The organism is Streptomyces endocoffeicus (genome assembly GCF_016741935.1).
Lineage (GTDB): Bacteria > Actinomycetota > Actinomycetes > Streptomycetales > Streptomycetaceae > Streptomyces > Streptomyces endocoffeicus.
The window spans coordinates 170306-189656 of the sequence record NZ_JAERRG010000018.1; the positions used below are offsets into that span (position 1 = coordinate 170306).

At 72.4% G+C, this 19351-nt stretch carries 19 protein-coding genes and 1 pseudogene; 12 read left to right on the forward strand and 8 right to left on the reverse strand.

The annotated features are described in order from the left end of the window. Nucleotides 1-269 precede the first annotated feature (269 nt). Nucleotides 270-896, reverse strand: coding sequence for an alpha-ketoglutarate-dependent dioxygenase AlkB (locus tag JK364_RS35250; protein ID WP_201855429.1), 627 nt, complete (start codon nucleotides 894-896; stop codon nucleotides 270-272). 195 nt (nucleotides 897-1091) lie between these two features. Between JK364_RS35250 and JK364_RS35255 the strand changes: the two genes are divergently transcribed. After that, a complete protein-coding gene (locus tag JK364_RS35255) occupies nucleotides 1092-1754 on the forward strand; it encodes a L,D-transpeptidase family protein (RefSeq protein WP_372462049.1) in 663 nt (220 codons plus the stop codon). Between the two features lie 92 nt (nucleotides 1755-1846). On the opposite strand, the gene JK364_RS35260 is transcribed toward JK364_RS35255, so the two are convergent. Further along, entirely contained in the window at nucleotides 1847-2782 is a 936-nt protein-coding gene (locus JK364_RS35260) for a fumarylacetoacetate hydrolase family protein (protein ID WP_201855430.1), read from the reverse strand. A 266-nt stretch (nucleotides 2783-3048) separates the two neighbouring features. Between JK364_RS35260 and JK364_RS35265 the strand changes: the two genes are divergently transcribed. Together JK364_RS35265 and JK364_RS35270 are read left to right on the forward strand one after the other, a co-directional pair. After that, on the forward strand, nucleotides 3049-4398 hold the full coding sequence (locus JK364_RS35265; protein WP_201855431.1) for an enolase C-terminal domain-like protein: 1350 nt from the start codon (nucleotides 3049-3051) through the stop codon (nucleotides 4396-4398). Nucleotides 4399-4415: 17 nt separating this feature from the next. Continuing rightward, entirely contained in the window at nucleotides 4416-5165 is a 750-nt protein-coding gene (locus JK364_RS35270; RefSeq protein WP_201855432.1) for a FadR/GntR family transcriptional regulator, read from the forward strand. Between the two features lie 147 nt (nucleotides 5166-5312). On the opposite strand, the gene JK364_RS35275 is transcribed toward JK364_RS35270, so the two are convergent. From JK364_RS35275 to JK364_RS35290, 4 genes are all read right to left on the reverse strand, one after another. After that, nucleotides 5313-6404: a polyprenyl synthetase family protein gene (locus JK364_RS35275; protein WP_372462050.1), complete on the reverse strand. Its 1092-nt coding sequence runs from the start codon at nucleotides 6402-6404 to the stop codon at nucleotides 5313-5315. Then, nucleotides 6401-7447 (reverse strand): tetratricopeptide repeat protein, encoded by a 1047-nt coding sequence (locus JK364_RS35280; RefSeq protein WP_201855433.1) that lies wholly within the window; start codon nucleotides 7445-7447, stop codon nucleotides 6401-6403. Before JK364_RS35280 ends, JK364_RS35275 begins: the two co-directional genes overlap by 4 nt. A gap of 210 nt (nucleotides 7448-7657) precedes the next feature. Beyond that, nucleotides 7658-8155, reverse strand: a complete 498-nt coding sequence (locus tag JK364_RS35285; RefSeq protein ID WP_201855434.1) for a DUF4186 domain-containing protein — start codon at nucleotides 8153-8155, stop codon at nucleotides 7658-7660. Between the two features lie 78 nt (nucleotides 8156-8233). Next, nucleotides 8234-8794: a GNAT family N-acetyltransferase gene (locus JK364_RS35290; RefSeq protein WP_201855435.1), complete on the reverse strand. Its 561-nt coding sequence runs from the start codon at nucleotides 8792-8794 to the stop codon at nucleotides 8234-8236. Between the two features lie 107 nt (nucleotides 8795-8901). Between JK364_RS35290 and JK364_RS35295 the strand changes: the two genes are divergently transcribed. The 8 genes from JK364_RS35295 (at nucleotide 8902) to JK364_RS35330 (ending at nucleotide 15023) form a co-directional block, all read left to right on the forward strand. After that, the gene (locus JK364_RS35295) at nucleotides 8902-9465 is read left to right on the forward strand and encodes a TetR/AcrR family transcriptional regulator (RefSeq protein WP_201855495.1); all 564 of its coding nucleotides are present in this window, start codon (nucleotides 8902-8904) and stop codon (nucleotides 9463-9465) included. Nucleotides 9466-9521: 56 nt separating this feature from the next. Further along, a complete protein-coding gene (locus tag JK364_RS35300) occupies nucleotides 9522-9908 on the forward strand; it encodes a tautomerase family protein (protein ID WP_201855436.1) in 387 nt (128 codons plus the stop codon). Between the two features lie 166 nt (nucleotides 9909-10074). Continuing rightward, nucleotides 10075-10542 (forward strand): DUF2269 family protein, encoded by a 468-nt coding sequence (locus tag JK364_RS35305; RefSeq protein ID WP_201855437.1) that lies wholly within the window; start codon nucleotides 10075-10077, stop codon nucleotides 10540-10542. 113 nt (nucleotides 10543-10655) lie between these two features. After that, the gene (lplAB, locus tag JK364_RS35310) at nucleotides 10656-11711 is read left to right on the forward strand and encodes a lipoate-protein ligase LplAB (RefSeq protein WP_201855496.1); all 1056 of its coding nucleotides are present in this window, start codon (nucleotides 10656-10658) and stop codon (nucleotides 11709-11711) included. A gap of 121 nt (nucleotides 11712-11832) precedes the next feature. After that, nucleotides 11833-12462, forward strand: coding sequence for a TetR/AcrR family transcriptional regulator (locus tag JK364_RS35315; protein WP_230992971.1), 630 nt, complete (start codon nucleotides 11833-11835; stop codon nucleotides 12460-12462). Nucleotides 12463-12592: 130 nt separating this feature from the next. Then, nucleotides 12593-13264: an enoyl-CoA hydratase-related protein gene (locus tag JK364_RS35320; RefSeq protein WP_201855438.1), complete on the forward strand. Its 672-nt coding sequence runs from the start codon at nucleotides 12593-12595 to the stop codon at nucleotides 13262-13264. A 132-nt stretch (nucleotides 13265-13396) separates the two neighbouring features. Continuing rightward, the gene (locus tag JK364_RS35325) at nucleotides 13397-13852 is read left to right on the forward strand and encodes a PaaI family thioesterase (protein WP_201855439.1); all 456 of its coding nucleotides are present in this window, start codon (nucleotides 13397-13399) and stop codon (nucleotides 13850-13852) included. A 76-nt stretch (nucleotides 13853-13928) separates the two neighbouring features. Beyond that, complete coding sequence (locus tag JK364_RS35330) at nucleotides 13929-15023, forward strand: CapA family protein (protein ID WP_201855440.1); 1095 nt, start codon at nucleotides 13929-13931, stop codon at nucleotides 15021-15023. Between the two features lie 103 nt (nucleotides 15024-15126). On the opposite strand, the gene JK364_RS35335 is transcribed toward JK364_RS35330, so the two are convergent. After that, nucleotides 15127-15564 (reverse strand): TIGR03618 family F420-dependent PPOX class oxidoreductase, encoded by a 438-nt coding sequence (locus JK364_RS35335; protein ID WP_201855441.1) that lies wholly within the window; start codon nucleotides 15562-15564, stop codon nucleotides 15127-15129. A gap of 217 nt (nucleotides 15565-15781) precedes the next feature. Between JK364_RS35335 and JK364_RS35340 the strand changes: the two are divergent. Continuing rightward, nucleotides 15782-16543, forward strand: a pseudogene (locus JK364_RS35340) (sensor histidine kinase); the annotation flags it as partial. Nucleotides 16544-16574: 31 nt separating this feature from the next. On the opposite strand, the gene JK364_RS35345 reads toward JK364_RS35340, so the two are convergent. After that, the gene (locus JK364_RS35345) at nucleotides 16575-19328 is read right to left on the reverse strand and encodes a helix-turn-helix transcriptional regulator (protein ID WP_201855498.1); all 2754 of its coding nucleotides are present in this window, start codon (nucleotides 19326-19328) and stop codon (nucleotides 16575-16577) included. Nucleotides 19329-19351: the final 23 nt, after the last annotated feature.

The following is a 19351-nucleotide window of genomic DNA, read 5'->3' on the forward strand; positions in this document are numbered from 1 at the left end:
CAGATCAGACACAGGCTCTGCGGCCCGGTCCGTCCATAATCGGCCCAGCGACGGCGTGGCCACCGCGGCGGCCGACACCCCTGAGACGGGACGTCCATTCACGGGGAACTCTCCGAGGTCCGGCCCCGGATGACGACTTCCACCCGAGGCGCTCTCAAGAGCTGACGGGCCCCATGACACCGCCCCCGAACATATATGTCAATGGTCTGTACCAAAACCGGCAGGTGTCATCCCACGCCACGCGGGCGTCATCCCCCGCCACGCGGGTGTCACCCCACGCCGCTGGGGCGGAACTGGACGCTGATGCGTGGGCCGGTGGCGCGGGAGGATTTGGGTATGGCGTGTTCCCACGTCCGCTGGCAGGAGCCGCCCATCACCAGCAGGTCGCCGTGGCCGAGCGGCCGCCGCATGGCCTTGCCGCCGCCACGTGGGCGCAGCAGCAGGTCCCGGGGCGTGCCCACGGACAGGATGGCCACCATGGTGTCCTCGGTCCTGCCGCGGCCGATGCGGTCGCCGTGCCAGGCCACGCTGTCCCGGCCGTCGCGGTAGTAGCACAGCCCGGCCGTGGTGAAGGGCTCCCCCAGCTCGGTGGCGTAGTACGTGGAGAGCGCCTCCCGGGCCTCGGCCAGGACGGAGTGCGGCAGCGGATCCTCGGCTCCGTAGTAGGCGAGCAACCGTGGGACGTCCACCACCTGCTCGTACATGTGCCGCCGCTCGGCCTTCCAGGGGACCTCGGCGACGAGCTGGGCGAAGAGGTCGTCCGCTCCCCTCAGCCACCCGGGCAGCAGATCGATCCAGGCCCCGGCCCCGAGCTCGGTCCGGTGCGTACCGCGCAGCGAGCCGAGACCGATGCCATCGGTCTGGCCGAAGAGCGAACCCTGGAGGTACGTACCCATATGTGCAGCGTACCCGCGTAATCGAGCAAGCGTTCTACTGGTGAACCCGGGCGGATGCGCCCATGGCCGCTTCGGCGACAACACCGCAGGTCAGTGGCCGGTCGCCGGGGAACAGCGGCAAGGGCGACATCATTCGAGCCGTCGCGCGACACTTGGCCTGACGCGTTGCTCCCCGTCCAGGCCGGGGGTCGGCCCATGACCATGCGCACACCACGTGGCACATCCCGTGGCACATCGCGTGGCACACCACCACGCACACCGTGTCCGGCGCCCTCCCGGCCACCGGGGCTGGGGCCCAGGACCTGGGCCCAGGTGCCGCGCCGGTCCCGGCAGGTGCTGGTGGTGACCGGCCACGACCGGAACTCACCGGTGTCCACGGCGATCCTGTACGAGCACACCGAGGCCGGGTGGCGGGCCGGGGCGAGCCGGGCGGCGCACAACGCGCTCCACGGCTGGACCGACGACCACCGGGAAGGCGATCTGCGCTCCCCGATCGGCGTCCACACCCTCACGGACGCCGGCGGACGGCTCGCCGACCCCGGAACCCGGCTGCCCTACGAGCGGTCGGCCCGCTTCACCACGAGCGGTACGGGCTTCGAAGGCGAGCCCCTGTCCGGCTCGTTCGACCACGTGATCGCCATCGACTACAACCGCCGGCCCGGCACCTCCCCCCTGGACCGGACCCGCCCCCTCGGCCCGGACCGGGGCGGCGGCATCTGGCTGCACATCGACCACGGCGGCCCCACACGCGGCTGTGTCAGCCTCTCGGAGGGCGCCATGAGGGAGTTGCTCCGGGCGCTGGACCCTGACCGCGAGCCCGTCGTCGTCATGGGCGACGCGGCTTCACTGGAGCGCTGAGGGCCGGGCCATCCACGGGACCACTTCCCGGGCCATTTCCCGGGCCATTTCCCGGGCCGCTTCCCAGGCCACCTCCCGGGCCGCTTCCCAGGTCACTCCGAGAAGCGGCCGCGGTGGGCACGGCGGGTCAGCGGCTCGGCGATGGCCTCCACCAGCCAGTCCAGTTCGGTCTGATGGGCCCGTACCGGGTTGCGCAGGACGCCGACCCCCTCGATGGAGATCTCCACCACGTCCCCGGCGCGCAGGGTGAAATCGAGGGCGGGCACGATGCCGGTGCCGGTGGACAGCACGGCGCCGTCGGGGAAGGGCTGGGAGCGCCACAGGTGGTCCACCAGCCCCTGCGGGGTGCGATGGAACGCGGCGGTCGAGGTGGCCGCCCGGTACGCCGCCTCGCCGTCGCGCCACACCGCCATGGTGATGTCCAGCGCGTCGGGCGCGTCGATCTCCCAGGCGGGCACGATGGCCGAGGACACGGCGGCGCTTCCGGCGTAGATCTTGGCCTGCGGGAGGTAGAGCGGGTTCTCGCCCTCGATGGACCGTGAGCTGACGTCGTCGGCGACCAGATAGCCGACGGTCTCGCTGTGCCGGTTGAGGACCAGCGCCAGTTCGGGCTCGGGGACGTTCAGCTCGGAGTCGTCGCGCACGGCGATCGGCTCGCCGTCGGTCACCACCCGCCACGCCGGGGACTTGAAGAACAGCTCCGGGCGCTCGGCGTCGTAGATCCGCTCGTACACCGACCGCTCGGTGCTCTCCTCCACCCTGGCCTCGCGCGAGCGTTCATACGTCACCCCCGCCGCCCACAGCTCCATCAGCCCGTCCAGCGGCGGCAGCGGCAGGACGTCCCGCTCATGGGCGGCGGCCGGGCCGGACGCGGTGTTCTCCACCAGGGCCCGCAGCTCCAACGTGGGCAGCCGCAGCAGTTCGGCGATGAGCGGCGCACCGGGGAAGGCCCGGATCCCGCCGGCGTCGTCGGCCACTCCGGTCCGGACCGTCCCGGCCTCATCGGCGAAGCGCACGATGCGTGTCATCTGTCGTCCTCTCCTCTCGTGACGGTGTGGTCGGTGCTCCTGCCCGGCGGAGGGTGGTGGCCGGGTTCATCGGACCTCCCTGCGGACCACACTGTCTCGCGGAAACATCTGACCTGTGGAACGTAGGTGCCATCTGCAGCCTTTGACAAGGCCTCAACAACCACGAGCTTTCCTCCAGGTGACCCTTGGCGACCACAGCAGACATCTGACATGTTGGTCGGCGTTGCTCGCTTTCCCTCGCCCTTTTGCCCCCAGGAGCGCGTGCCATGACCCTTCGTGTCGTTGACGTCGAGACCATCGATGTCCGCTTCCCGACCTCCCAGCACCTCGACGGCTCCGACGCCATGAACGAGGCACCGGACTACTCGGCGGCGTACGTGGTGCTCAAGACCGCCGATGACGCCCCCTCCGGCCGAGGGGGAGCGGAGTCCGCGCCCACCGCCGAACCCCTGGCGGGCCATGGCTTCACCTTCACCATCGGCCGTGGCAACGACCTGGCGGTGCGGGCGGCGCGCGCCATCGGGGAGCGGGCCATCGGCCTGTCCGTGGCGGAGATCACCGGCGATCTGGGCGCCTTCTCACGCCATCTGCTGGGCGACAGCCAGCTGCGCTGGCTCGGCCCGGACAAGGGCGCCATCCACCTGGGCAGCGCCGCGGTCATCAACGCGGCCTGGGACCTCGCCGCCCGGCGGGCGGGCAAACCCGTGTGGAAGCTCCTCACCGGCCTCTCGCCCCGGCAGGTGGTCGACCTGGTGGACTGGCGCTACCTCAAGGACGCGCTCACCCCCGAGGCCGCCCTGAAGATGCTCGAATCCCGCGCCGGGGGCCGCGCCGAACGCGAGGCGTACGTCCGCGAGCACGGATACCCCGCGTACACCACCAGCGCGGGCTGGCTCGGATACGACGACGCCAAGCTGGCCCGGCTCTGTCAGGAGGCCGTGGACCAGGGCTGGAACTCGGTGAAGCTGAAGGTGGGCGCCGATCTGGCGGACGACATCCGGCGCTGCCGTATCGCCCGCGATGTCATCGGGCCGGACCGCCGGCTGATGATCGACGCCAATCAGACCCTGGGCGTGGCGGAGGCGGTCTCCTGGGCCGAGGCGCTCCGGGAGTTCGACATCTGGTGGTTCGAGGAGCCCACCAGCCCCGATGACATCCTCGGACACGCGGCCATCGCCCGGCGGATCGACCCGATCCGGGTGGCCACCGGCGAACACGCCCACAACGCCGTGATGTTCAAGCAGTTCCTCGCGGCCGACGCGATCGGCGTCTGCCAGATCGACGCCTGCCGCCTGGCCGGTGTCAACGAGGCGGTGGCCGTTCTGCTGCTGGCCGCGGCGTACGACGTGCCGGTGTGCCCGCACGCCGGCGGGGTCGGCCTGTGCGAGCTGGTCCAGCATCTGTCGATCTTCGACTATGTGGCCGTCAGCGGTTCCATGGACGACCGCGTCATCGAGTACGTCGACCATCTCCACGAACACTTCCACGACCCGGTCCGCATCCGTGGCTCGCGCTATCTCGTCCCCGAGGCACCCGGCTACAGCGCCCGGATCCGGCGGGAGACCCTGGAGACCTACCGCTACCCCGACGGACCGGTCTGGAGCCGCCGCGGCTGAGTGGCATCCTGGTCGCCATGTCCACCAATCCAGACCGCTCCGGCCCCGGCGGCGACGGTGTCCCCGCCGCCGGGAGCAGTGTCGTCGACATAGCCATCGACCGGCTGCGCAAGCGCATCGAGAGCGGTGAGTTCACGCCCGGCCACCGGCTGCCGCCGGAGGCGGTGCTGGCGAGCGAGCTCGAACTCTCCCGCCCGTCGCTGCGGGAGGCGGTCCGCGCCCTGGCGATGGCCGGGGTCCTGGACGTACGCCGCGGCGACGGCACGTTCGTCACCGATCTGCGCCCCGACCGGCTGCTGCGCGCCCTCGGCAGCTTCCTGGACCTGGCCCAGGACACCGGTCTGAACGAGATGCTGGAATGCCGCAAGGTCCTGGAGCCGGGCGCCACCGCGCTGGCCGCGACCCGCGTCGACGAGGCCGCTCTCGACCGGCTCCAGGAGCGGATCGAGCGGATGCGCGGTCTGCGGGACCCGGAGGAGCTGGTCCACGAGGACATCGCCTTCCACGCCGACATCGTCGCCGCGTCCGGCAACCGCACCCTCGCCTCCCTGGCCGACTCGGTCACCCAGCGCACCGCCCGGGCCCGCATCTGGCGCGCCCTGGTCAAGTCCGATGTGCTGTCCTGGACCCACCAGCAGCACATGGACATCTACACCGCGCTCCGCGCCCATGACAGCCTGGCCGCGTTCACCGCGGCCAGCCGGCATGTGGGCGATGTGGAGCTGTGGGTCCGCGACCGGCTGGACGCGGTGCGCGAGCGCCGCTGACCATGCGGGAGGGGTGGTCCTCTCCTTGGACCGCCGCTGACCATGCGGGAGGGGTGGCCCTCCCCTTGGACCGCCGCTGACCACGCGGGAGGGGTGACCCTCCCCTTTGGACCGCCGCCGACCACGTGGCGGTGAGCCCTCCGCGGATCAGATGTCGCGCCGTACGAGAAAGCCCAGCAGGGTGCGCAGTTCCGCGCTCGCCCGGGGCGCGAGCGGCAGGCTCTCCAGGCATGTCTCCACGGCCGCGATGTGGCGGTCGGCCTCCTCCAGGGCCGCGGAGCGGCCACCGGCCTGCTCGACCAGGGCGGCGGCCCGGCGCGTGGTGGCGTCGTCCGGGGTGTCCGGGAACTCCTCCAGCAGCGTGGCCAGCCGCGCGGCGGCCGGGGCGCCGGGGCCGCGGGTGCTCAGCGCGGCGAGCACGGGGAAGGTCTTCTTGCGCTGCCGCAGATCGCGGTGGACGGGTTTGCCGGTGACCGCGGGATCGCCCCAGATGCCCAGCAGATCGTCCACCACCTGGAATGCCACGCCCATGTGCCGTCCGGCCCGGTCCAGGGCGGCCACGGTGGGCTCCGGCGCCCCGGCGAGCGCGGCGCCCAGGGCGGCGGCGCAGCCGAGCAGCGCGCCGGTCTTGTGCTCGGCCATCGTGCGGTACTCCTCCGGCCCCACCGCCTCGGGTCCCGTCCAGGGGCGCGACTCGAAGAGCAGGTCATCCGCCTGGCCGCGGACGAGGTCGCCCAGCGCCGCGCTCAGCTGCCGCACGGCGGCCGCGGCTCCGGCGCCGTCCACGCCGGCCAGCGCCTCCACGGCCAGCGCGAACAGGGCGTCACCGGCGAGCACGGCCGGGCCGGTCCCGTACGCCTTCCACACGGTGGGGCGGGTGCGGCGGGTCTGGTCACCGTCCATGATGTCGTCGTGCAGCAGTGAGAAGGTGTGCACCAGCTCCACCGCCACCGCTCCGGCGACCGCCGACTCACCGGATGCCCCGGCCGCCTCCGCGCACAGCACGGCCAGGGCCTGCCGCACCCCCTTGCCGCCCGATCCCTCGGCAGGCGTACCGCCCACATCGCACCAGCCGAACGAGTACGCGGCCATCTCGGCCACCCACGGGTGCAGCCGCCCGACCGTGTCGGCCAGCGCGGGGCGCACCAACTCCCGGCAGCGGCCCAGGATTTCGCCTGCGGTGGCGGTGGTCTCCTCGGCCCCGAGGAGCTCGGGGAACTCGGGGAACGTCGTCGTCACAGCGCCACCTCCAGGACCTCCGTGAGGCCGAACTCCTCGCGGGCCCGGTCCACCATCCGGCGGGCGTGCCGCAGCCCGATCCGCTCCAGCACACCGGCCAGTTCGGACAGGTCATCGGCGGTTTCGGCACGGTCGCGGCCCAGCCGGGCCAGGGACTTGATGAGCCCGAGCCGGGCGAGGCCCTCGCCACGCGGCTCGCTCATGTCGCGGAACTCGTCCAGGGCTCGCTGGTACATCGCGCGGGCCGCCTCATAACGGCCCGCGCGGTAGAGCACATTGCCGCGCATCTTGTGGTTGTAGGCCAGCGCGCTCACCAGGTTCATCTCGCGGCAGGTCAGTTCGGCCTCGGAGAGCAGCTCCAGCGCGCGCTCCACGTCCCCGTCACGTACGGAGACGATGTCGGCCATGCCCCGCAGCGCCCATGCGTGTCCGCGCCGGTCCTCGGCCTTCGCCGCTATCTCCGCGGCCTCCTCGAACATCGCGTAGGCCGAGTCGTACGACCCGGTGTTGCGGTGCATCTGGGCGATGCCCTCGAGCGCCCAGACGGTGTGGCGTGCCTCGCCGCGTTTCCGTGCCTCGGCGAGGAGTCGCTCGTGCAGCGCGCCCACGGCGTCGTAGTCGCCCTGGATACGGCCGGTCTCCGCCATCCCGGCCAGTGAGTAGCCACGGACGACGATGTCCCCGCCGCGCTCGCCGAGGTCGGCCGCGAGGCCGAGCAGCCGCCACGCCAGCGCCAGCGCGCCCCGCTGCCGGGCGAGGGTGCCTCCGCTCCACAGCGCCCATGCCATCGCGCCGAGGTCCCCCGCCGCGCGGGCCGCGCGGTAACTGGCCTTCCACTCGCGGTCGGCCTCGCCCACCTGCCCCAGCCTCCGGTGCGCCTCGGCGACCGCGAGCCCCGCGCGGGCCGCCTCGCCCGGGGAGCCGCCCCGCTCGGCCGCCCGCAATTGCTCGGTGCCCGCCGCCAACACCTCGACCAGGGACGAGTTCACGGACAGGGTGGTGAGGGAGCCCTGGTACTCAGGGGCGAATGCCTTGCCGTACATGGATGCCTTTCCGTCTGTTGTTCCCAGGAAGCGCACGCCTCTATGCACCGAGTGCATACACCGGGTGTATGCACCCCATGTATACACGGTGTGTATAGAAGCCGGGAAACCGGCCCCATCAGGGGCACCGATGTTGTGCGTCCGTTGTCGATCTAGACGCGATCGGACCCGGAGAGGTTCACCGCCCGGCTCCGTCGATGGCAAAAAACCTTATGGACCTGGTCTGGTCTGCGCCCCCGCCACTTCGCGCTCGATCCAACGGCAGATCACGTCGACCACATAGGCCCGCTCCGCGCGACTCAGTTCCCGCCCCTTGGGGATCTCGTGCCAACGCTGAAGACAGCTACGGCAGCAGGTGGCCGTCGCGTGCTGGGCGACGAACACGGGGTGGCCGCGATAGGGCGTCTGCTTGCCGTCCCTGTAGGGCGCGGCGGGGGCCAGCCGCTTGGCGATCAGGTCGTAGGCGTGCCAGCGCAACGTCGACGGTCCGCTCAGCTCGGCCGTGGCCCGATCGCGACCGCGCAGATGGAACTTCGCGCGGAACGGATGGCGCGCGATGGCGGCCAGCCGCTGGTCGAGCGACTCGGGGCTCGGACCGGACGAATCAGGCGCCGGACCGGACGAGTCGGACGTCGGCTCGGACGAGTCAGGCATCGGCTCGGACGAGTCAGGCGTCGGGTCGGACGAGTCAGGCGTCGGGTCGGACATGGAAGGCTCCCGGAGACGAAGGCGTCGGTCCAGGTTCCCATTCGGTCCAGTCCAGCTTCCCATTCGGTCCAGGATCCGTCAGGAGGGGTGCCGGACCGCCCGCCACTCCGGCGCGAGCACCGACCAGATCTCCATGTCATGCCGCTTGCCCCGGTGCAGACGGCCCTCCCGCAGCACACCGTCCTTGGTCATCCCGAGCCGCCGGGCCACGGCGATGCTGGCCTCGTTCGCGGTCGCCGCCCACCACTCCACGCGGTGGATGCCCCGCTCCTCGACGGCCCAGTCGATGATCACGCGCGTGGCGCGGGTCACCAGTCCCTTGCCCACCGCCGACGGCTCCAGCCAGCAACCCGCCTCCGCCGTGCGCTGTTCGACGTCCATCGTGCGGAAGAGGACCCCGCCGACCAGTTTGCCGTCCGTCCAGATGCCGTGGATCCGTCCGGCGTCGGCCGCCGCCTTGTCCGCGTACCCCTGGAGGAACGCCCGGGCCGACTCCAGGTCGGCCGCGGCGTCCGCCAGTGCGATGTGCCGCCCGATGAACTCCCGTCCCCGGTCCATATGGGCGAGGAACTCCTCGGCCTGCCACGGCTCCAGCGGGCGCAGCTCCGCGCCGTCCTCGCCCAGGGGTATCGCGTACATCGTCACCTTCCACCGTCCGAACCAGCGCGCCCAGTACGGGGGATCCTCTCACCGAAGGGCCGTCCGCGCGTTTCCTTTTGTACCTACTAGTATGTAGGGTCATGTCCATGGACACCCGGGAACGACTCATCGCGAGCACCCGTGAGCTGCTGTGGGAGCGCGGCTATGTGGGCACGAGCCCGAAGGCGATCCAGGAGCGCTCCGGAGCGGGCCAGGGCAGCATGTACCACCACTTCCGCGGCAAGCCCGACCTGGCGCTCGCCGCGATCAGCCGCAGCGCCGAGGAGCTGAGGGGCAGGGCGGAGGCCGAGTTCGGCGGCCCCGGCACCGTGGTCGAGCGGATCACCGCCTATCTGCGGCGGGAGCGGGACGCGCTGAAGGGGTGCCCGGTCGGTCGTCTCACCCAGGACCCCGATGTGATGGCGGATCCGGAGCTGCGCCGACCGGTCGAGGAGACCTTCGCCTGGCTCACCGACCGGCTGGCCGGGCTGCTGGCGGAGGGCCGGACGAGCGGCGAGCTCGGCACCGGGCTCGACCCGGTGGCCACCGCCACCGCGCTGGTCGCGGTGTTGCAGGGCGGCTATGTGCTGGCTCGCGCCGCCGACTCGGCCGAGGTGTACGCCCGGGCGATGGACGGGGCGCTCGGCCTGCTCACCGCCCATGTCCGCTGAGCCCCTGGCCTTCCCTCAATCCCTCGCCACCCCTCGCCCGAACGGGAGCCCCCGACATGCCCTTCGTCCGCATCGACGCGCTACGGGCCGACGCCGACCGGCTCGACGCGCTCGGCCGCGCCGTACACGACGCGCTGGTGGAAACCATCGGCTTCCCGCCCAACGACCGGTTTCAGGTCCTCACCAGCCATGACGGCACCAGCGGCACGCTGCGCTATGACGACTACCTCGGTGTGCCGCGCGACGACGGCATCGTCTGCATCGCCCTCACGATGCGCTCGGGGCGCACACCGGCACAGAAGCAGGCGCTGTACCGGCGGATCGCCGAGCTCGCCGAGGAGTACGCGGGGACCGAGCCGCGGAACGTGTTCATCACCCTGACCGAGAACGAGTCGGCCGACTGGTCGTTCGGACACGGGGTGGCGCAGTACGTCGAGGGATGAGACGTCGCCATCGGGTCCGGTATGGCGAGAATCCGTTGGCTTCTGTCATTTCAGCCCCTGGGTGATCTTCTCCCGGCTCCCTAGCGTGGTGCGGGCACTGCCCGCCCCACGCCCGGAAGGAGACGCTGGTGCCTGCCACGTTCGAAAGGGAGCCGGACGCCACCCGATGACCAAGATCCTGCTCTCCCTGCACGTCCTGGCCGCCATTGTCGCGATCGGCCCCGTCACCGTAGCGGCCAGCATGTTCCCGCCCGCGGCCCGCAACGCCCACGCGGCCGCCGGCGAGGGCCAGGCGGACCTGGGCACGGTCCGGCTGCTGCACCGCATCTGCCGCGTCTACGCCACGATGGGCCTGGCCGTCCCCGCCTTCGGCTTCGCCACGGCCGCCGTGATGGGCGTCCTCGACAGCGGCTGGCTCACCGCCTCCATCGCCCTGACGGCCGCGGCCGCCGGTGTCCTGGTCGCCTTCGTCCTGCCCCGCCAGGGCGAACTCCTCGACACCCTCGGTGCGAGCAAGGCCCTTGAGCGGTCCGACACCGCCCAACTGGCCATGTTCACAGGCGTGTTCAATCTGCTGTGGGCGACGGTGACCATCCTCATGATCGTCCGCCCGGGCTCGACCACCGGAGCGTGACCCCGCCCCCTCTCCCGCGCTGTGGCTTGAAGCCGGTCACTGCGCGGGATCCGGCCATTGGCGCGCGATAATGATCGGAAGCGCCGGGGCGGAAACAGGAGGCGGTGCAGGACATGCACGGTGAGTACAAGGTGCCGGGCGGCAAGCTGGTCGTCGTGGATCTGGAGGTCCACGACGGCGCGCTGCGCGAGGTGCGGGTGGCGGGCGACTTCTTCCTGGAACCGGACGAGGCGCTGCACGCCATCGACCGGGCCCTGGAGGGCGCGCCCGCCGACGCGGACGCACAGGCGCTCGCCGCCCGAGTCAAGGCGGGGCTGCCCGCCGACACCGTGATGTTCGGCTTCTCCCCCGAGGCCGTCGGCATCGCGGTGCGGCGGGCGCTGGCCCGTGCCACCGACTGGACGGACTACGACTGGCAGCTGATCCACGAGGGGCCGCAGGACCCGGCGCTGCACATGGCCCTGGACGAGGTGCTGACCGACGAGGTCGCCGCCGGACGGCGGCCACCCACACTGCGGGTGTGGGAGTGGGGCAGCCCGGCCGTCATCATCGGCAGCTTCCAGTCCCTCCGCAACGAGGTGGACCCCGCGGGTGCGGCCCGCCACGGAGTCACGGTGGTGCGGCGCATCTCCGGTGGCGGCGCCATGTTCGTGGAGGCCGAGAACACCATCACCTACTCCCTTTCCGTACCGGCCTCGCTCGTCTCCGGCCTGTCATTCGCCGACTCCTACGCCTACCTCGACGACTGGGTTCTGACCGCGCTCGGCGACATGGGCATCAAGGCCTGGTACCAGCCCCTCAACGACATCGCCTCCGAGGAAGGCAAAATCGCCGGTGCCGCGCAGAAGCGCCTGGCCAGCGGTGCCGGCGCGGTGCTGCACCACGTGACGATGGCGTACGACATCGACGCCGGCAAGATGCTCGATGTGCTGCGCATCGGCAAGGAGAAGCTGTCCGACAAGGGCACCGAGAGCGCCAAGAAGCGCGTCGATCCGCTGCGCCGCCAGACCGGTCTGCCACGCGGCGAGATCATCGACCGCATGCTCACCTCCTTCCGCGCCCGCTACGGCCTCGCCCAGGGGCGCGTCACCGAGGAGGAGATGGCACGCGCCGAGGAACTCGCCCTCACCAAGTACACCAGCGAAGAGTGGACAGCGCGGGTGCCATAGGAACCACCCTCGGCGCGGTGCTCGGCGGCCTCGTTCCCCCGGCATGATGCGCACGACATCTCTTGCATGTTCTATGTCATGGAGCATAAGTTACCCACACGTAAGGGAGGTGGTGGGTGGCATGGTCCGGCGCAAGAGCGACAGTCGCGAGCGGATGGTGCTGAGCGCCGCGGCGCTGCTGCGTGAATACGGCGCGAGCGCCACGAGCATCGACCGGGTCCTCGCACACAGCGGAGCCCCGCGTGGCTCGGTCTACCACCATTTCCCGGGCGGGCGGGCGCAGTTGATCGATGAGGCGGTGGCGCTCGCCGGTGACTTCATCGCCGGGCTGATCGAGACCGGTACGCGGGCCGATGACCCGGTGGAGGCGGTCGACGCGTTCTTCACGCTGTGGCGCGGACGGCTCCTCGAAAGCGACTTCCGGACCGGCTGCCCCATCGTGGCGGTGGCCGTCGAGACCAACGACGACGCCCCGCAGCTCGCCCGCTCCGCGGCCGCGGTGTTCACCCGCTGGCAGGAGGCGCTGGCCGCCCTGTTCGTCCGGCACGGTCTGTCGGAGGAGCGGGGAAGGCGGCTGGCCGCGTTCATCATCGCCGCCGTGGAGGGCGCCGTCATCATGTGCCGGGCCGAGCGGAGCACCGCTCCGCTGGAGGCGGCCGCCGCCGAGATCCATGACCTTCTGGCCCACGCTCTGCGTACCACCGGCCCGTTGGCGGACCCCGCCCGCGACCGCGACGCGCCACCACCGTGAAACCACGCCACCACCGTGAAACCACGCCGCCACCGTGAAGCCACGGTGAACCACCGCCGTGATCCGCGGGCCGCCGGACGGGTGGCGCGCGGACCCGTCCGCCGACTCAGCCCTGTGTGAAGGAGCAGCCATGCCCACGCTGGACCGCCAGGACAACGTCTTCGTGCTCGATCTCGGGGACGGCGAGAACCGCTTCCACCCCGACTGGCTCGCCACTGTCAACAGTGCCCTGGACGAGGTGGAGAAGGCCGAGGGGGCGCGTGCCCTGGTGACGGCCGCCACCGGAAAGTTCTACTCCAACGGCCTGGACCTGGAATGGCTGTTGGCACACGCCGACCAGCACCAGGACTATGTCACCTCCGTCCACGGACTCCTGGCCCGGATGCTGTCGCTGCCGCTCGTGACCGTGGCCGCGCTGCAGGGGCACACGTTCGCGGCGGGCGCGATGTTCTCCCTGGCCCATGACATCCGGGTGATGCGCGCCGACCGTGGCTTCTGGTGTCTGCCCGAGGCCGACATCAACATCCCCTTCACCCCGGGCATGTCCGCTCTCATCCAGGGCCGGCTGAGCCCGCGGGCCGCCCACGAGGCCATGGTCACCGCTCGTCGTTACGGCGGCCACGACGCGCTCACCGCCGGGATCGTCGACCACGCGGTGGCGGAGGACTCCGTCCGGTCGACCGCGGTCGAACTCGCCGCGGCGCAGGCGGGCAAGGCCGGTGACACCCTCGGCACCATCAAGAGCCGGATGTACGCCCCCGTACTGGCCGCCCTGCGTGCGAAGGACAACCCCCTCGGCTGACAAACCCCTTGGCTGACAAACCCCTTGGTCGACAACCCCCTTGGCCGACCCCCCCCTGGCCGACAGCCCCACCGGCTCCCGCGCCGCGCCCCTCCCGAACGGCGCGGCCCACCACGACCGCAAGGAACGCCTGTGACCACCACCGACCTCACCACCCTCTCCGGCCTCGATCTCATGCGATGGGTGCAGTCCGAGCGTCCCACCGACGTTCCCACCATCGGACGGCTCCTCGGCATGCGCTTCGACGAGGTCGACCCCGGACGCGTCGTCGTCTCCCTCGACACCCGCCCCGACTTCGCCAATCCCCTCGGCACCGTGCACGGCGGTATCGCCGCCACTCTGCTCGACTCGGCCATGGGCTGCGCCGTTCACACCACTCTCCCGGCCGGGGTGGGCTACACCACCCTGGAGCTCAAGGTGAACTACATCCGCGCCGCCCGCACCGACGGGCAGACCCTCATCGCCGAGGGCACCGTCCTCCACGCCGGTCGCCGCACCGCCACCGCCGAGGGCAAGGTGCTGGACGAACAAGGGAAGTTGATCGCCCATGCGACCACCACCTGCATGATCCTCGGCGCGGACGGCTGACACCCCGGCGGACGGCTCCCGGCCTCCCACGTAGCCTGATCCTGTCGCGGACCGGCCCGAGTGGGGGGAGTGGCATATGAAGCTGATCGCCGTGGGGGACGTGGTCGTCGCCCGGAGACCGGCCGTGGCTCTCGACGGGGACCTCTCCGCCGGCACCTCGGCGCTGCCGCTGCTGCGGGACGCCGATCTGACGATCGGCAACCTCGAGGTCCCGCTGACCGACACCGGGTACCCGGCCGAGAAGCCGGTCGCCTTCCGGGTGGGCAGCGACATGGCCCCCGAGCTGGCCCGGCTCGGCTTCGACGCCTGTTCGCTGGCCACCAACCACGCGCTCGACTACGGCATCGACGGTCTGCGCGGCACCAGGGCCGCCCTGGACACGGCCGGTGTCGCGCACGCCGGGGCCGGGGAGAACCTCGACGAGGCGCTGCGTGCCGTCCGGCTCTCCGGCCGGGGCCGCGCCGAGGTGGCCTTTCTGAGCCTGTGCTGTGCCCTGCCGCCGGGCTTCAACGCCACCTCGCACCGGCCCGGGATCGCGCCGGTGCGGGTCGAGCAGTCTTATGAGTTCGACGGCGTGCTGATCGAGGAGCAGCCCGGGACCGTGCCGTATGTCCGCACCAGGGCGCGCGAGGCCGATGTGGTGGGTGCCGAGGAGGCGGTCCGGCGGGCCAAGGAGCTGGCCGCCACGGTGGTGGTGGCGGTGCACTGGGGCGTTCCCTGGTGCTATCTGCCCAGCAACCAGGGGCCGTTGGCCGAGTACCAGCAGCCGCTGGGGCGGCGTCTTGTCGACGCCGGGGCGGATCTGGTGATCGGACACCATCCGCACTGCCTCCACCCGGTCGAGCGGTACGGGGACGGCCTCATCCTCTACTCGACCGGGAACTTCCTGTTCCATCCCTGTGAGGAGGTGGCTCCCGCCGACCGGCGCCCGCCCTCCCGCTACAAGGAGCGGATGTTCGACCGGCCGTGGTTCGAGAGCGCGGTGTTCGAGGTGGCCCTGGGGGACGGCCCGCCCCGGCTGCGTCTCCATCCGGTCGAGCTCACCGCGGACGGCGAGCCGGTGATTCCCTCGGCCTCGACGGCGCGGCGGATCCTGCGGCAGGTCGAGGAGGTCTCCCAGGAGCTGGCCCCCGCGACGAGGGTGGACGGGGACGGCCGCGTCCGTTTCTGACGACGCCGGTGTCACACCGGGTGACGGTTGTGGCCGCGGGACGGGCCCCATCGGAGTGACTGAGCCTGGATGCCCGATCCCATCGGTGGACGAGACGATCGTGTCAGTTGCCGTAGACGCGCTCGGGGTGGACGAAGACGGCGGCGCGGCGCTGCTCGGCCATCACCCGGTCGTAGGCCGCCCAGTCGTCGTGGGTGCCGCCCGCGGCGGTGAAGATCTCGCGCAGCAGCAGCCGCAGACGCTCCGGGTCGATCCCGGGGAACGGGTCGTCGGGCCCCGCGATCTCGGTGCGGCCCTCGACCGCGGCCCAGTTCCATCCGGCGCGGAAGACCACGGTGGCCCGCGGGCGCGCCCGCAGATGGGCGAGTTTGGCGGGGCCGTAGGTGACGAAGGCGACCACCTGGTCACCGGAGACCGGATGGCCGACGATCCCGGCGTTGACCACGGACGCCTGGACCGAGTTGTCGGCGCGTGTCGTCGACACGACCGCCAAGTGGTGGTCGGCCGCGGCGATGCGGTCCACTTCCTGAAGATCCGTCATCGGGTGCCTTTCTGGGCGGACCGGTTCCTCCACCCTGACTCCCCCGGCCCGTACCCGCACCCTGATGCGTCCATGCCGGTGAACCCCGGGAGGAGGGGGGCTCGGGGTGTAGCGGGCTCCACCGTCGAAGGGGCGGCTCGCTCTCCCGCGTGGGTCCGGCCGGTCTTCTAGCCTCGTCGGTATGGGTAGGCGAATACGGCACGCGGCGCGGGCCACGGCCCGGCTGGCCCGGCGGGTGGAGGAGCTGGTGGAGACCCGGGCGGGTGCCATCGCCGCACACGGTGCCGAACTACGGCGTATCGAGTGGGAGTTGCACGACGGCACCCAGGCACGGCTGGTCTCCCTGTCCCTGCGGATCGGGCTGGCGAAGCGGGCGTACGACCGGGATCCGACGGCGGCGCGCAGGATGCTGGACGACGCGCAGGACCTGGCCGACGAGGCGCTGGCGGAGCTGCGCCATGTGGTGCGCGGCATGCATCCGCCGGTCCTCACCGACCGTGGTCTGGCCGGGGCGGTACGGGCGCTCGCCGCGAGCGGCGGGCTCGATGTCAGCGTGCGGGTGGACGGTCTGGAGGACGGTGCGCGGGCACCGGCGGCGGTGGAGGCGGCCGCGTACTTCGTCGTGGCGGAGGCGCTGGCGAACGTGGCCGGGCACAGCGGCTCCGACCGGGCCGAGGTCCGGCTGGCCCGTACCCCGAGCGGGTTGTGTGTCTCGGTGTGTGACGAGGGACGAGGCGGCACCGAGGCCGCCACCGGCGGGCCCGCCACCGGCGGGCCCGGCGCGGACGGGCCCGGCGCGGACGGGCCCGGCGCGGACGGGCCCGGCCCCCGGGAGACGGGTGGCCCGGGACGTGGCGCCGGACATGGTCTGGGGCTGCTCGGGATACGCCGCCGTATCGCCGCGCTCGATGGAACGGTGACGGTGACCGGCCCGCGCGGCGGGCCGACGGTCATCGCGGTGGAACTGCCCTGCCGGTGGCGGTCGCCGGGAGCGCACGTGGCCACCGCCACTACGGCCGGCCGGGCGCCTCGATCAGGTCGCGCAACTGGGAGCGGGCGGTGACGCCGAGCTTCGGGAAGCTGCGGTAGAGGTGCGAGCCGACGGTGCGGGGAGAGAGAAAGAGCCGTTCGCCGATCTCGCGGTTGCTCAGCCCCTGCGCGGCCAGGCGGATGATGTGCTGCTGTTGCGGGGAGAGCGAGGTGAGGGCGTCGGGGCCGGCGGGGGCGGATTCGACACCGGCGGCGCGCAGTTCGGCCTGGGTGCGGTCGATCCAGGAGGGGGCGCCGAGGCGGCGGAAGGTTTCCAGCGCGGTGTTCAGCTGGTGGCGGGCCTCGGTGATGCGGTGGCGGCGGCGCAGCCATTCGGCGTGGTCCAGCAGGATCTGCGCGCGTTCGAACGGCCATTGGCCGCCCGCCGGTTCGGCAAGGGCCGCGATGAAGTGCGGCTCGGCCCGGGACGGTTCGAGCAGTGCGCGGGCGCGGTGGATCAGGATGCGCATCCGGGGCGAGGGGTCCTCGGCGAGCCGGTCGGCGGTGCGCTCCACGATGGCGGCGGCCTCGGCGCCGTGGCCGGTACGGACGGCCGCGGCGGCCAGTTCGGCGACTCCGGGGTAGGAGCACGCGTAGTGGACGGGGTCGCCGTCGGTGGTGAACAGCAGCCGGAACTGCTCGTACGCCCCGACGTGGTCGCCGTCGGCCACCGCGGCCATGCCCAGCGCCCACCGGGCCCGGACCGCGACGGCGCGGCTGCGGTGCGGGTCGACGAGGGACAGCGCGACCGAGCCCGCGGCGCGGGCCTCGTCGGTCCGTCCGGTCAGCGCGAGCGCGGCGGCTTCGAGCGACCGTGCGGCGGCGTCGAGGTGCGGCAGCCCGGCGCCCGCGGAGTTGGTGTTCACGGCGGCGGTACGGGCCTGTGCCCATCGCCCGTGGTCCAGGTACGACCATCCGGCCGAGCAGCCGAGACCGATGGGCAGGGTGCCGCCCAGCCGCCAGCGGTGGAGGGCGTCGTCGAAGATCCGTACCGCGAGTGCGGTCTCGTCGAGCAGCCAGGCCATGGCGCCGAGCGAGATGAGCCGGGCGGGGTCGCCGTCCGCCCGCTCGACCAGCGCCGGGATCGCCGCCACCCGCTCGGACCGGTGCCCGGTGGGGTCGGTCACCGCGAGCGTCCAGGGGTCGTCCTGTGCCCGGGCCCGTACGGTGCGGCGGTACTCCTCGTCGCCCGAGTAGAAGCCCGCCACCGACGCCGAGGAGAGCGCGGCCCGGCGCAGCTTGGGGTCCTCCGCCGCCCGCAGCAGCAAGGACATCGCGGTGTCGTGCTCGGTGCTCAGCGTGAGCACCTGACCCACGCGCAGCGATGCCTCAGCCGACAGCTCCGGGTCGTCGGTGAGCGCGGCGGCCTGCGCGGCGAGCCGGCGCACCCAGTGCGGCTGTCCGGTGGACACCGCGGCACCCGCCGCGGCCACCAGGCGGCGGGCGCGGTCGCGCCGCCCGGGGCTCAGCTCGGCGGCCCGCTCCAGCGCGGTGGTGGCGGCGGTGTATCCGCCACGCTCCCGGGCCCTGGCCGCCGAGTCCTCCAGTGCGGCGGCGATCTCCTCGTCCGGCCCCTCCGCCGCGGCGGCCAGATGCCAGGCGCGGCGGTCGGGCTCGGCGCTGAGCAGCGTGGCGAGGTCGCGGTGGGCCTGACGGCGGGCGGCCAGTGGTACGGAGTGGTAGATGGCGGATCTGATCAGCGGATGCCGGAAGCGGGCCCGCCAGCCGTCGCGGCCGCCGCCGGTGATCCGCAGCAGTCCGGCGGCCTCGGCCGGGGCCAGCGCCTCGACCCGGCCCGCCACCGCCCGGTCGTCCGCCGCGGCCAGGAGCAGGGCCTGCCGGGTGGTCTCGGGCAGGGTTTCGAGGTCGGCGGCGAAGACCCGCATCAGGCGGTCGGTGGGCGGCAGGAGCTCACCGTCGGCGGAGCCGGCCGGGTCCGCGCCGCAGGCGCCGTTCGCCCGGGCGAGCTCGATCAGCGCCAGCGGATTTCCGGCGGCCTGGTCGAGGATGCGCAACCGGCGGCTGCCGGTCGGCGGATACGGTTGCCGGTCCAGCAGGAGGCCCGCGGCGGTCGCGTCCAGCGGGTCGAGCGTGCGCAGGGGAAAGCCGGAGAACGGCGCCGTGGCCCCGCCCCGGGCGCCCTCGCCCGCCCTGTCCCTGGTTCCGGCCAGTGCGGCCAGGGGTTCGTCGCCGATGCGCCGGGCGGCGAAGGCGAGCAGTTCCAGCGAGCCGGCGTCGATCCACTGAAGGTCGTCGGCGACCACGAGGACGGGCGACTGCCGGGCGAGGTCCGACAGCAGCGTGAGCAGCGCGACCCCGAGCAACAGCCGATCGGGCGGGCCGCCGCGTCCGGCGTCAACGCCGTCGGGTCCGGCCTCCCCGAGGTGGGCGTTGTCGGGCTCGGCCTCCCCGAAATGGGCGTTGTCGGGCTCGGCCCGCCCGAAACCACGGCCCCCGAAGTCGTCCCCCAGGCCCATGGCCCCCAGCAGCGCCGACCGCTGCCGCCCCGGCAGCCGCGCGGTCTCCCCCAGCACCGGCCGCAGCAGCTGGTGCAGCCCCGCGAACGTCAGGTTCGCCTCGCTCTCGCTGCCCGTCATCCGCAGCACCCGGCCCCGGTGACGATCCGCCGCGAGGCCGAGCAGGGTGCTCTTGCCCGCGCCCGGTTCACCCGTAAGGATCAGTACACCGCTGGTCAGACCGAGCACGGCCGCGCTCTCCTTCTCCCGCCCGACCATGGTCATCCTTTGACTCTAGCCCG